At 41.1% G+C, this 14,123-nt stretch carries 10 protein-coding genes; 5 read left to right on the plus strand and 5 right to left on the minus strand.

Annotation, left to right across the window (positions count from 1 at the left end; genetic code table 11):
- Positions 1–49 precede the first annotated feature (49 nt).
- On the minus strand, positions 50–1,675 hold the full coding sequence (locus N780_RS08440; RefSeq protein ID WP_036782383.1) for an FAD-dependent monooxygenase: 1,626 nt from the start codon (positions 1,673–1,675) through the stop codon (positions 50–52).
- A gap of 497 nt (positions 1,676–2,172) precedes the next feature.
- Here N780_RS08440 and N780_RS08445 point away from each other — a divergent pair, with 497 nt between their 5' ends.
- Positions 2,173–4,329, plus strand: coding sequence for an MMPL family transporter (locus tag N780_RS08445; RefSeq protein ID WP_036782386.1), 2,157 nt, complete (start codon positions 2,173–2,175; stop codon positions 4,327–4,329).
- 324 nt (positions 4,330–4,653) lie between these two features.
- Positions 4,654–5,886 carry a dicarboxylate/amino acid:cation symporter gene (locus N780_RS08450; protein ID WP_036782388.1) on the plus strand — a complete coding sequence of 411 codons (1,233 nt, stop codon included), beginning with the start codon at positions 4,654–4,656 and terminating at the stop codon, positions 5,884–5,886.
- Positions 5,887–5,931: 45 nt separating this feature from the next.
- On the opposite strand, the gene N780_RS08455 is transcribed toward N780_RS08450, so the two are convergent.
- Complete coding sequence (locus N780_RS08455; protein ID WP_036782391.1) at positions 5,932–6,876, minus strand: arginine deiminase family protein; 945 nt, start codon at positions 6,874–6,876, stop codon at positions 5,932–5,934.
- Positions 6,877–7,009: 133 nt separating this feature from the next.
- Here N780_RS08455 and N780_RS08460 point away from each other — a divergent pair, with 133 nt between their 5' ends.
- Positions 7,010–8,323: an amino acid permease gene (locus N780_RS08460; protein WP_036782394.1), complete on the plus strand. Its 1,314-nt coding sequence runs from the start codon at positions 7,010–7,012 to the stop codon at positions 8,321–8,323.
- Between the two features lie 135 nt (positions 8,324–8,458).
- Here the strand turns inward: N780_RS08460 and N780_RS08465 are convergent, their stop codons facing one another.
- Together N780_RS08465 and N780_RS08470 are read right to left on the minus strand one after the other, a co-directional pair.
- Complete coding sequence (locus N780_RS08465) at positions 8,459–9,217, minus strand: YqcI/YcgG family protein (RefSeq protein ID WP_036782397.1); 759 nt, start codon at positions 9,215–9,217, stop codon at positions 8,459–8,461.
- Positions 9,218–9,287: 70 nt separating this feature from the next.
- Positions 9,288–9,920 carry a LysE family translocator gene (locus N780_RS08470; protein ID WP_036782399.1) on the minus strand — a complete coding sequence of 211 codons (633 nt, stop codon included), beginning with the start codon at positions 9,918–9,920 and terminating at the stop codon, positions 9,288–9,290.
- 758 nt (positions 9,921–10,678) lie between these two features.
- Between N780_RS08470 and N780_RS08480 the strand changes: the two genes are divergently transcribed.
- Positions 10,679–11,029, plus strand: coding sequence for a VOC family protein (locus N780_RS08480; protein ID WP_036782405.1), 351 nt, complete (start codon positions 10,679–10,681; stop codon positions 11,027–11,029).
- A 46-nt stretch (positions 11,030–11,075) separates the two neighbouring features.
- Here the strand turns inward: N780_RS08480 and N780_RS08485 are convergent, their stop codons facing one another.
- On the minus strand, positions 11,076–12,779 hold the full coding sequence (locus N780_RS08485; protein ID WP_036782408.1) for a M3 family oligoendopeptidase: 1,704 nt from the start codon (positions 12,777–12,779) through the stop codon (positions 11,076–11,078).
- Between the two features lie 538 nt (positions 12,780–13,317).
- Between N780_RS08485 and N780_RS08490 the strand changes: the two genes are divergently transcribed.
- The gene (locus tag N780_RS08490; RefSeq protein ID WP_036782411.1) at positions 13,318–14,109 is read left to right on the plus strand and encodes a transporter substrate-binding domain-containing protein; all 792 of its coding nucleotides are present in this window, start codon (positions 13,318–13,320) and stop codon (positions 14,107–14,109) included.
- The last annotated feature ends 14 nt before the right edge of the window (positions 14,110–14,123 follow it).

The raw sequence follows: 14,123 nt of genomic DNA on the forward strand, positions 1-14,123 counted from the left end.
TTAGATTATATAAAAACCCTCTCCTGTGATTGGAGAGGGTTTTTACGATCTAACTAAAGAATCGCTTCATCTTAGCCAATGTATTCTCAGAATTTGTAGTGGTTTCATGGAAAGCAACATGACCGTCTGGCCGTATGAGCAGAGTATGACCATTCCTCATACCAACATGCTTTTGCAAATCATGATGGACATCATAAATAATCGGCAGCTCATGGTCAGGGTCTGAGGAAACTGTTCCTCCTCTGGCTACAAGGTACACGGTTATAAGACCAGAGTATTTTTCTTTAACCTTTGTAGCAAAATCATACGCGTAATCAATGACTGCCTCATCCTGAGCATCGTCAATGTAGATCAGGCATAGATGACCGTGCCTTCGAATGAAAGGATACAACCGTTCATCAGTTGTTCCGTCAAAGAAGAGTAGATAATCCGGCACTCGGTCGCCAGCTTGAAGTGCCTTTTTAGGAAGGGAAGGGTCCCGTAACGAACGGTTTTGCTCCGTTTTGTCATAATCGTTGTAAACATGAGACATATGATTGGCTACTCTTTGTTGGACCCAGTTTTGGGTTAATGCCCATTTCCCGGCCCAGTTTCGAATTTTTCCAACTGTTCCATCTAATAAAACAATTCTAAGCATTGCTGAGGTTTCCCGGAGGACATCTTTTCCTATAGGATACCGCTCGTGATGGTAACTGTTTAGGAATGAGTCAGTGGCATGCCCTTTTAGGACGGCATCAATTTTCCAAGCCAGATTTACTGCATCCTGAAGACCCAGGTTCATCCCTTGCCCTCCAATTGGATTGTGAATATGAGCGGCGTCGCCTACGAAAAAGATACGGTCTTTACGGTAGGTATCAACTTGTCTGTGTGCGGTTCCAAAGTAAGTGAGCCATTTTGGGTTTTCGACTTGAAGCGGTTCAGGCAAAATGGTATCCAAGCTTTCTTGGAGGTCCTCTAAGGCCAGGTCATCTTGTCTCGGCTGTCCTTGTTTAGAACGGTCCAAGCCTACAACGCGATAACTTCCGTCTTTATAAGGGAAGAAAGCGGCCGCTCCGCGATCGTTTAGAAATACATTGATATAAATGTCATTAAATTCGGGAACATCTACATCCCCAAGGAAAAATGTAAACCCATCGTCTTTTCCTTCAAACTCCACATTCAAAGATTCTCGAACTTTACTGTGTGACCCATCGCAGGCTAAGAGGTATTTTGCACTGTATTCGTGAATTTCCCCATTATTATCCGCTTTAACATGAACGCCTTCTGAGGTTTGAGAAACTTCGATGACGTTATGCTCTCTGTTTATGGACTTCCCGGATTGAATCAATTGCTCTTCTAAAATTTCTTCTGTTTCACTTTGTGGAATAATTAGAATGTAAGGGTAGCGACTCTGTATATGATACAACTCCTCAGTGGACGGAGTAGTGTCTCCAAGGTGCAGCTTCGTGCCAGGTCCTGGGTACCCCCGTTCTAAGAAGGGTTTATGAACATTTAGTAGCTCAAACATTTCAAGTGTACGTGCTTGGATGCCTAGGGCTTTCGACAGCGTAGAGGGTTCAGATCTTTTTTCTAAGCAGATCCAGTCCACGCCTTGATTTTCTAGCGCATTAGCAGCCATTAGCCCAGCTGGTCCAGCACCGATGATAAGGACGTCTGTATGAGTAACGGAAGTCATGCAACAAGCTCCTTTCTTAAAATGGCGATTTGAGTCTTATATTGTATAGTCTACCCGTTTGTGCACTATAAAGTTACTTATGATGGGCTCTTGTTGAAAAGTGTAGTGATTATGGTGATTAAACATTCGAAATGGTTTAGTTTGCGATAGATCGAGAGACGTTTCCTTTAGCTTTGGTGAGGTGGAAGGTGGTCTGGGAAACAGCTCCCTTTCCGCGGGCGAGCTGTCGAGCCTCCTCGGGCAAAAAAGCGTGCCCTCCGGGGTCTCGTCTAACTCTTCTTCCCGCAGGAAAGCGAGTTGTCCCCTAGAATGCCCAAGCCCCACATTGTAATGGCCCCATTCACACTAAAGTGTCTCATTTTTGTCCATTAAGGACTTAGGAGGTAGTGCGAGTGAATGTATAATGAATAACCCTTTAAAATTCTCAATCACCTACAAACAGTATACAATAGGGGAAGAAGTACTACTTTACATACGAGTATAAAGGAGCAGGTGTTATGAATTCGATTGCCTCTGCCATTGTGAAAGCAAATAAGAAATTGCTTTTCTTTTGGTTAGCTATTGTTGTTGTGTTTGGTTATTTTGCGTTGGATCTTCCTTCAAAGCTTGAGGGGGATGGGTTTCGTACTGCTGGTGAGTACGAAGATGTAGAAGAGACGTTGAATGATCAATTTGGGTTTCCGAAGTCTTCTATATTATTACTATTTGAGGCTCATGAGGATGAAGATTTTCAGGGAACAATTACTGGCGTATTAAATGAAGTGAAAGACGTTTCTGCAATTACATCAGTGTCTTCACCGTTAGATGATGCATCCATGTTTAAGGAAGATGTGGCTTATGCGTCGTTGAATATGGATGAAGAGCCTGAAGATATGAAAGCTGTTATTAAGGAAGTACGTTCCATCGCAGGTGACTATACAGGGGTGTCGGTAACTGGGGCGCCTGTGATCTCTGAAGATATTAATAAAGCTAGCCAGGAAGACTTGAAGACGGCAGAACTTATCGGAATTCCGGTTGCCCTTGTTATATTATTGTTCGCTTTTGGTAGTGTTGTGGCTTCGATTGTTCCGGTCATTGTCGGTGCCGTAACAGTCATTTTAGCATTTGGCGTTCTTACGCTAATGGGCGATAGTGTTAATTTATCTGTGTTCCTTCTCAACGTCGTTCCGATGGTTGGGTTGGCTCTAAGTATTGATTTTGCTTTGTTGTTCATCAATCGTTATCGCGAGGAGCTTGAATCAAATGGGCCGGCTGCGGCAATCCGGACAACGATTTTAACGGCAGGGCGGTCTATTCTATTCTCAGCTATGTGTGTGTTCATTGGACTTGGAGCTATGATGGTGATTCAAATTGATATTTTCCTAACGATCGCTTTAGGAGGAATGGTGGTTGTTTCTATTGCTGTCTTAACCGCCTTAACTCTTCTTCCAGCTATCCTGTTTCTGATTGGCGAAAATATTAACAAGTGGAAAGTGATCCGTGTTGGTCAATCATCTGTAGAGCGTTGGCGCACGTTCGCTAGGTGGGTCATGAAACGTCCAATTGTCCTGACACTTGTTGCACTAGGGGTATTGGTCGTAGGGATTATACCAATTCAAAATATGAACTTGTCCATTCCTACCATAGAATCGTTGCCTGAAAGCTATGAATCAAGAGCGGCTTACGAAAGTATTGAAGAGGAGTTTCTGAACCCAGATCAAAGTCAAGTATATCTCGTGGCGAAGAGTGATCAAGATTGGTTAAGTGAAGAAGGGTTAGAAGCTTGGCAACAATTGAAAGAGGAAGTTGCTGATGAGGAGCTTGTTGAATCCGTTTCTACATTGTTTAGTGTGAGCGAAATAGGTACGAGTGATGAACTCTACCAGGCTTTGCAGCAAGAACAGGTGCAGAGCCAGCTAGAACCCGCTATTAACCGTTTCGTTCAAGATGAACAACTCCTAATACCTGTTGTCATAGATACAGAAGCAGACACAGACAAAGCTCAACAATTAATGAGGGAGTGGAATGAAAAGGATTGGAATGTGGAGGTTCAAATCGGAGGACAGCCAAAGTTCAATCAGGAAATTTATGATGAAATTTACGACAAAGTGGGTATTAGTGTAGCGATTATTCTAGGATCTACGTTCACCATTTTAATGCTCGCCTTCAAGTCGATTTTAATCCCCCTTAAGGCGATCTTCATGAATGTAATAGGCCTGACCTCAACATTCGGCGTGCTTGTTCTCCTATTCCAAAATGGCCTGTTAGGTCTTGAGGAAGCGGATATTGCTCTGGTTCTTCCTGTGCTTGTCTTTAGCCTTGTTTTCGGTTTAAGTATGGACTATGAAGTGTTTCTCATTTCAAGAATCCATGAGTTCTACCAGGAAACAAAGGATAATCATTATTCTACAGTAGAGGGCCTTGCAAATACGAGTAAGATCATCACCTCTGCTGCTCTAATTATGATTGTAATTACTGGAGCTTTTGCTTTCACAAATGTAATGCCGGTCAAACAAATCGGAATTGGAATTGCCATCGCTATATTTATTGACGCTACCATTATCCGGCTATTGCTGGTTCCGAGCCTAATGAAGCTTCTTGGAGAATTAAACTGGTGGTTCCCATTCAAAAAGGGGCATTCAAAGAAAATGAAAAAAGAAGGTCGCTCTAATTAAAATAGTAATAGGGATGCACGATCGTCCTGTCACGCTATTATGGATAACGGTATAAATTTTTGTAGAAAAGGCACAATTCTCTAATGGGAGAACTTGTGCCTTTTGTCTTGAATGAATTTAGAATTCAAGATGTATACATTCTAAGCATTTAGATTTAACTTTCATAAATGAATTGCTACACTAAGGCTGTTATTGTGACCATTTAACAACATATACTTGGAAAAACAAACCTTTGACAATTAGGAAGAATTCTAGTAATTTTAATAATCGATAAAGCCGATTAAAATGATAGGAATAATTATAAATGGAAAGGGGAGGGAGTTTATGAGTCGATTATTTAAAGGGTATGTGAACGCATCTCTAATTGTAAAAATAACTGTAGCACTTATAGTAGGTATTACCGTAGGATTGATCTTTGGTGAACAAACATCTGTATTGGCGCCATTAGGCGACTTGTTAATGAGATTATTAAAATTTATCATCATTCCACTCATATTCTTTACGTTAATTGTAGGAGTGAACCAAACGCGGGTAGGTAACTTAGGACGCATGGGAGGGAAGATGTTCCTTTACTATGTAGCAACGTCTGCACTAGCGATCACAGTCGGACTGCTTGTTGCAAGTTTATTTGACCCTGGTTCTGGTTTGTCTGTTGATACGAATGAGACGATCGAAGCTAACGAGCACCCAGGTGTAGCTAGCGTGTTATTAAATATTATCCCAACAAATATTGTAACAGCATTTTCTGAAATGAACTTACTTGGTATCATATTTACTTCACTTGTATTTGGTATTGCGATTTCTGCACTTCGCAACTCCGAGGAACATGGAGAACTTGGAGAGAATGTTTATAAGCTATTCAATGGTTTGAATGAAGCAACATTTAAGATTATGAATGTGATTCTTCAGTATATCCCGATTGGAATCTTTGCGATTATTGCTCAGACCGTTGGAAACCAAGGATTAGACACAATCCTTTCGCTTGGAAATATGGTCCTTGTTCTGTATGTTGCTATTCTTGTACAAATCGTCCTTTATACGGTCTTAATGGTTGTATTTAAGATGAGTCCAAAAGAATTCTTCTCTCAGGCTCGTACACCAATGATTACCGCGTTTGTGACGCAGAGTAGCTCAGGTACGCTACCTGTTACGTTAAATGCGGCTAACCGTTTGGGTTTATCAAAGAGTCTGTATGGGTTTAGCCTTCCGCTTGGAGCAACCATTAACATGGACGGTGCAGCGATTCGTATTGCTGTATCAGCAGTCTTTGCAGCAAACTATACGGGTATGACGCTCGGATTCACAGACATGTTAATGATTGTCATTGTTGGTACGCTTGCATCAATTGGCACAGCAGGTGTCCCGGGTGCTGGTATTGTCATGATTGCTACTGTATTCACCCAAGTTGGGTTACCTATGGAAGCTGTAGCGGTTCTAGCCTCGATTGATGTTCTTGTCGGTATGGGTGCGACTGCACTTAACGTAACAGGCGACCTAGTCGGAACATCTATTATTAATCAAACAGAGAAGAAGCATGAAAATAAAGCCTCTGCTTAACGAATAGAAGAAGCCAGGTTCTCTTTATAGGAGAGCCTGGCTTTTTTATGACCTTCTTTCAAATGGCAGTGTCATACATCTTATTCCTCCGCCACCTTTTTCTAGTTCATCAACCTCAACTTCAACGAGCTTCTTCTTCTTTAACTTTGGATGGTTTTTGAGAATCTTTTTGTTTGCTTTCGTGCTTATTAGAATCGTTTCCGGATCAAGGTTCAGGAAATTAATATCAGCAACCGTATGTTTAATATCGTTGGTCCACTCGACATCGTATTCGTGCCGGTTTAGGAATTCCTGCATCATTTGATAACTAGAATGTTTATCGGTTAAGACTTGGATAGGCAAATACCTCATATAGCTTTTTGCAAGAAATACATCCCTAGCTGCTACATTGCTATTCATATCTAAATGAAGAGTGTCAGGTCTTCTTGGAAGATCAATGACACCAATTTCAGAAAAGCCGGCTTTGAATATGTGGTCTTTCATTGCTTGAATCGTTTCATAGCTTGTGCGAAGTCCAGTATTAATGATTATGGCGTCTTTATTCAATATCATGAGATCTCCATATTCTATAGCCTTGCCCTTGTTATTAGCTTGTATCTTAAAACGATCAGGGCCAAACCAATCAAGGAATAGGAAATGAGACTGGATGTACTCAGGTCGTCTCATAGAAGTGCCGGGTTCACCAGGAATGATAGTGTTTCCAAATACGCAAGCCAGATCACGAACAAAGAAGCGATTGATAAGTTGTTGACTAAGTTGTGCGTCTTGTCGGGATAAATAACTCGAATAATCAATGACTCTGATGTCGTGACTCTCCATAGCATGTACAAGGTTATGAAAATGTTCATGTGCTTTCTTTTGATCTACAGGCTTTTCCCATTGCACATCTGTAGCTGTTTGGGAGTCTGCAACGTCCAATGCAGAAGGAGAACAAACGAGAACTGTCTTCAATTCGTCGTACTCATTCCAGCAGTTAGGCTTAATATCCATGTGCTACCCCTTCCATTATGTGATTTATTCTGCTTCTTACTATTGCCATAATCGTTAATTTCATTCCCAAGACACATATTCTCAGCTGTTTATCTAAAACTAAAACAAACTTGTATGAGGAAGGGGTGAAAATGTGAGCAAAGAAGCTAAGGAAGGGCATTTAACCTGGTGGCAAATGTCCCTAATCGGTGTTGGTTGTATCATAGGTACAGGGTATTTTTTAGGTGCAAGTATTAGTATACAGAAAGCAGGTTGGTCCGTTTTAGTAGCTTACCTTTTAGCTGGTATGGCAACCTATATTGTATTTCAATCCTTGGCAAAGTTAACGGCTCATCACCCTGAAAAGGGCTCTTTCCGTACATATGCAAAGCAAGCATATGGAAGCTGGGCAGGTTTTAGTAATGGCTGGGTATATTGGTCTTCAGAAATGCTTATCATGGGGAGTCAGCTAACGGCTCTTGGGATTTTTGCTCAGTTTTGGTTTCCCTTTATTCCATTATGGATCTTTTCAGCTGTTTTTTCAGGACTTGGTCTTTTCGTTATTTTGCTTGGGGTAGAGAAGGTTGAGAAGGTTGAGAACGTATTTGGAGTCATGAAAGTAGCTGCGATCTTGATGTTTGTGATCATAGCTGGAGCTGCTTTGTTTGGTCTGATTGAAATGGGTGAGTCGATTGATAGGTCCGAGAAAACAGACTTGTTTGCACACGGCTTTACAGGGTTATGGATCGCGCTGGTCTATGCTTTTTATGCTTTTGGAGGGATTGAAGTAATGGGGTTAATGGCAAAGGAAATGAAGGATCCAAAAGAGGCACCAAAATCGGGGAAGATTATGTTGGCTTCATTAACAGCCCTGTATGTCTTATCCATATTCTTAGTCGTAAAGCTCACTCCTTTATCGTCTGTTAACGCCGATGAAAGTCCTTTTTTAACATCACTTGCACGTTTAAATTTGCCGTATGTTTCTCATGCGTTTAATGCAGTTCTTATTATAGCCGGCTTTTCAACGATGGTAGCTTCTCTGTATGCAGTCACAACAATGCTCGTTACGCTAGCAGAAGAAGGAGATGCTCCCAAGGTGTTTGCAAAAGAAAGCAAGTGGAATGTACCACTGCCGGCTTTTACATTAATTACGCTTGTTGTGATTGCCTCTATTATCATTGCATTACTGTTGCCTGATAAGTTATTTGAGTATGTGACTACAGCTGCTGGACTCATGCTTTTGTATACGTGGATTTTCATTCTATTTTCGTATAGAAAGTTAATGGCCAAAGGAGTTAAGGATACAATTTTGTTTATATTTTCTTTTGTCCTTATATTAGCAGCTATTACGGGCACATTATGGGATCCTGTTAGCCGGAAAGGTTTTTTTGTCAGCCTTCTCTTTTTATTGTTCATCGCAACTGCCACTTGGTTGAAAGAAAGAAGAGGACGTCATGGGGCTGAGTAAGGAGGGGGAAGGAAATTTGTAATTAGCGGTGAAAGGGGGAGAGGACATTTGAGCAAATTACGAAATAAATTCTCTATAACGGACATCGTTTCCGCGAATCCCCCTTTTCACCAAAGTAGGTGGGGTTAAAGGTAACTAATGACGTATACTTTTTAACTTGTTCTTCATCCTCATAAACGGGCATTTTGATGGGGTGGTGTCATCATCACGAAGGAAGTATTGTTTCCATTCGTAGTTTTCTTCCTGACCATACCACATCAGACTCGGGTGCGCGTCCATTTCGTCATAGTCTACAAGACGCTTTCGAATGACTTTCTTTAACTTTTGACCAAGAGTTGTAGAGGCGTTGATTTGATCAAAAACCCACCTCGGTTGAAAAGCCAGTAAAAAATAAGAAGAATGCCTGCTTTTTCTAAAAGTATGAGCAGGAGTTGCGCAAAACGCGAAATAGGGTTCTCCATCAAAACAAAATTCCCAAGCCGTGTGATGAGGGTCTTTGGGAATGCCCTCAGGCCACGGTGTTTCGTCGACCTTGTGCACATCGCTTAAAAGTGTCCAAAAAATCTCTTCGTACTCTTCAATGGTAGTCTCATTACGTTGTAGATCTCTCGAATCAGAGAGAATCACGAGTGAGGCGTACATTCCTGTTTCTCTTGAAATGGTTCCGTATTCTTTCAGCAGATTAGCAATATGAGTGGCGCTTTCTTTACTTGTAATGTCTTTAACAAAACCAAATCGTAACATGTCACCCACAAACCCTTGTTTGCCTGGGACGCATGGGTAAGGAGATTCCTCGTTCAAAAGCATTGAAGAGAAGTCATGATAGGCGTCTTGTTGCCAAGGTTCTAGTTCTTTATTATTTCTCTCTATCCAGCTCTTTGTATATAAATTCACTTCTATAAACAACCTCTCCTTAAGGATTTACACGGTTATCCTATTAAGAAAAGGGAGAATGGGTGTCTGTCTATACTCCAAACAAAAGACGAAACGCCTGTATTCCGAAGTAAAGACCGAATCCGATTAATACGACACCGGAAATGATGGAAATAACACGTTGAACCCCTGAACTCACTAGTCGACGGGTGCCTGTTGCAAGACCTGCCATCGTAAGATCCCAAATGGTAATGCCGAGGAAAATACCAAGGCTATAAATGAGTAGTTGATAAGGTCCATATTGATCTGTTGTCTGGGCTAAAATAGAACCGTAAATCCCGAGCCAGAACAAAATGCTTAATGGGTTAGAGATCGCCATCAAGAAGCCAGTCCGAAACGACTTTCCAAGCGTTTCTCCTCGTGTTTCCTGACGTTCAACTGAAGGAGATTTTGACTTGATAATACTTTCGATTCCTGTATAACAAAGAACAAAAAATCCAAATGACCACAAAAATGCCCTTAAAAGAGGCGTATCAATGAATTGAGCCACTCCAAAATAAATAAGCAGCATAAATACCCCATCGGCGACCATACCCCCGACTCCCACAAGCCAGGCATGCCAAAAACCAAATCGAATTCCCTTATCTAGCTGAGCTGCATTGATGGGCCCCATTGGTGCAGATAAAGAAAGTCCGAGTAATATGTAACTAAAAAAGATATTCATAAAGTCCCACCTTGTCCACTTATTCGTACTAGTATATTCGACAGAGTGACGCTGATATACCTTTGAAGGAGTTCTTTTTTACTTAGCTCTGTTAAAGGTTAATGTTGTTAACCTTTATAACAAGCTTGTTTAAGATGAGGGTAGTAATCTTGAAGACTCGAATTTGAGAGAATGTTTCCGTTTGCTTTAATTGAGTGTAAGGTGGGACTGGAGACTACTCGCTTTCCTGTGGGGAGCTGGTGAGCCTCCTCACCCGGCACGCCGGCTTCCGGGGTCTCACCTAGGCTCTTCTGCCCACGGGAGTCTCGCAGTTTCCAGTCCCACCTTTGCCATATAAGTGTGAACGAAAACATGCCATATATAGAGGCGCCAGATCTCCTGATGTAAACTGGGGAGCCGTTCATATCTTTATGGCCAGGGCTTGCTCGGGGACTGCGAGACTCCCGCGGGATAAGGAGCCTAGGGAAGACCCCGCAGAGAGCGAAAGCGAACGAGGAGGCTTCCCAGCTCCCCGCAGGAAAGCGAGTTGTCCCCGAGCAAGCCCAAGCACTCATAAACGTAACGGCCCTTTTAGCTGAGCAACCTCGAGCCTTCCATATAAGGGGGCTTATATGGATTAAATGAAAATAAACAATAAACATTAACAAAGCCTTTTGCTTAGAAGAGATAAGTTAACATCCCTATTTTACAATTCAGCTTAAATGGGGAGTATAATCTTTAATGAGCGTAATTATTATAACTGAAGGGGTGGGTCCTGTATGAAGGTACTAGGGTTTCGGTATGTGGATGTATCGGAGAAAAGTGATGAGATGGTGGATTTTTTTCAACATAAACTAGGCTTGGAGAATTCGTGGAGTGATACTGAGGACTACCGAGGGGGAATTTTTAAGGCAGGAGGGAGCTGGCTTGAGTTTTGGCATAAAAATGAGTGTATGAATGCTTTAACTATGCTTCAAATTGTAGTTGATGAGGCGGATGAATTTGCATCTTTCGCAAAAGAACAAGGGGTAGAGGTTCATGGACCTATTGAAGAACATGGGGAGAAGATCTATTCGTTACAGGCTCCAAACGGGATGCCGATAACAATTATTTCAACGATTCAAACGTAAAGTTAAGCCCACTCCTTTATAAAGGAATGGGCTTTCTATTTTTTATCTAAGCGTGTGAGGATTCCAGCGCTTTAAGTTCGTCACTGATAAATGCCATTAACTCTTGAATCATCTCTGCTGAGAAATCAAATGAGATGCCAGCAGCTTTGTATACTTCGTTTAGTGATTTCGTATTTCCAAGTGATAGAGCATATTTGTAGCTTTCAAGTGCTTGTGTCGGATTCTCTTTGTACTGTTTGTACATTTGGACAGCGCCAAGCTGAGCAATGACATATTCCACATAATAGAATGGAACTTCAAATATATGAAGGACTTTCAGCCAGTTATTCTCTAATACCTCCTCATTCTCGGACCAGTCTACTTGCTGGCCTCCGAATGATTGTTTCAGTTCTTTAAATTTTTCGTTACGTTCTTGAGCGGTGTGGTTAGGATTCTCGTATAACCAGTGCTGGAACTGATCAATCACAATACCGATAGGGAGGAAGTGAATGATACCTTCCAATTGCTCCCGCTTCGCACGTAGCAATTCTTCCTCATTGTCATAGAAGTGGTTCCAGTAATCCATCGTCAGAAGTTCCATGGTCATACTGGCAAGTTCAGCACTTTCCATCGGAGCTTCACGGTAAGAAGGGATTTGGATATCCTGACTTCGGCTATTATGGATACAATGTCCCATTTCATGTAGAAGCGTAATCATATCATCATGAGAGGTATCAGCATTCATAAAGATAAACGAGACTCTAGATAGTGGAAGGAAATCGCAAAATCCACCTGGGGATTTCCCTTTACGCGTATCGAGGTCAAGCGTTCCTTTTTGGTTCATATCAGATAGTAAGTGGGCAAATGACGCATCGAGCTTCGTAAAGATCGAAGAAGATTTGTTTATGAGTTCTTCAGACGTCTTAAAAGGTTTAAGAGGATTCTGGCCTGATGGTGATGCGTTTAAATCCCAAGGCTTCAACGTATCCACTTTGAGGCGGTCCTTTTCTTTATTCATTAATTCATTCTTTAAAGGAACAACATGCTCCTGAATCGATCTCGCCAGTTCTTTACAATCTTCAGGCGTGTAATCAAATCGCTCATATTCTTTAAACATATACTCAGTAAAATTGTTTAAATCTGCATTTTTCGCTTTTTTCTCCCGTAGTGAAATAAGCTGATCCATAATCGATTGCAGTTGATCCTTATGCTGTAGTCTTGCTTCGTTCATATGCGTGAAGGCTTCTTTTCTGATTTCTCTATTCGGATCTTGTAAATAAGGACTCATTTGACTGAGCGTTTTTTCTTCCCCGTGCCAATTCACTGTGATGCTTCCAGTAATCTCAAAGTATTGATTCGTTAATCGGTCTTCTTCGACTTCAATATCAATGTTTTCTTCTCGAAATAATTCCAATGCATTTTCCTTCATCTTTATAAATCGACCGTATGTAGTAGCATCTAGTTCCTTTTTGTGAGGGGAGTCAACGAATTTTTGGTCTAGTAATGCTCGGTATCGTTTAAGGAGTGGTTCAATCTTCTCCTGGTCCCGTTCTATGGCCCGTTTCGCTTCAGGGCTATCACTGTGACATTGAAAATCAATGTAGTGACCTCTCAGTCCTTCATCAATCGCATCAAAGACTTGAGCTTGATCAAGTATCCATGATTCTAATTTCTCTACTGAATCGATGGGTTCTTGCACGAGTCTATTTAATTCAGACTCGATTGTTTCTGGTTGTGAAAAATCATATCGTTCTTGATAAAAAGTCGACATCTCGGTTCCTCCTTTAGTAGCTCCTTCTGTATTTTATCATGAAACAGAAAATTCCAAAAATATAGGCTAGAGAATGTTTCCGTATGCTTTAGTTGAGTGTAAGGTGGGCCTGGAAACCACTCGCTTTCCTGTGGCTCACCTAGGCTCTTCTGCCCACGGGAGTCTCGCAGTTTCCAGTCCCACCTTGCCAAATTAGGGAGAACGGAAAAATACCATATTTGGTGAAATAAACTCACAAACAGTTTTGAGCCTTTCATATTAAGGGGGGGCTATTTGGAGTGAATAAAAATCAAGTAAAACATTATCTGAGACAATACAAAAACTAGTACTTTTTAGTTTAATTCCAGCCAGTAATGTGCCTCTATATAAGTATGTTAAGCGTTTTCTTATAAGTGTTTTAAATATTAAGTCCCCATCTTCTTCTGTATAAGGGATGCATCTTTTTGTATAAAAATTTATAAAAAGGGTATTTACTTCGTGTTTTATGTGTTATTATACATAATATCTAATAAACATACATTAACAGGGGGCGGCAATAATGAAGAAATTTGCACTTATATTATCAATTATGGCAACGATGGTTGTTCTTGCAGCGTGTGGCAGTTCTGAAGCGGCTAATGGTGAAGGAGAAGACGGGAAGAAAACATTGGTTATGGGAACATCGGCTGACTATAAACCTTTTGAATTTATAGATACAGCTAATAGTGATGAAATTGTCGGGTTCGATATTGATATAGCCAAACACATTACAGAGGAATTGGGTTATGAGTTGAAGATCGAAAACATGGACTTTAGCGGGTTGATTGCAGCTCTTAATAGTAACAAAGTAGATTTCGTCTTTGCAGGAATGTCTCCAAATGAGAAACGTGAAAAGCAAGTTGATTTCTCAGATATTTATTACGAAGCGCATAATGCGGTAGTTTCAATGGAGGATACTTCAATAGAAGAATTAAGTGATCTACAAGGAAAGAAGATCGGAGTACAGCTTGGTTCGATTCAAGAAGGTAAAGCCAAAGAACTTCAAGAAGAATACGAAGGTATTGAAGTCATTCAACGTGACTTAATTCCTCAACTTGTAGAAGAGCTGAAGACAGGACGTATAGATGCAGCTATTATCGAAGATAGTGTCACAAGCGGCTATCTAGAAAAAAATGAAAAGCTAACTCAGTTCATCCTTGATCCAAACACTTCTAAGGGTTCTGCGGCAGCATTCCCTGACGACAGTGAGCTAGTTGAAGAATTTAATGAAGAAATTGAAAAGATGAAAGAAAGCGGCAAAATGGATGAACTTATTAAGAAATGGTTTGAAAACGGAGGAAAGTCTGAATAAGGCAAGGAGTGGAA

The sequence above is a fragment of the Pontibacillus chungwhensis BH030062 genome (assembly GCF_000770675.1).
Taxonomy (GTDB): domain Bacteria; phylum Bacillota; class Bacilli; order Bacillales; family BH030062; genus Pontibacillus; species Pontibacillus chungwhensis.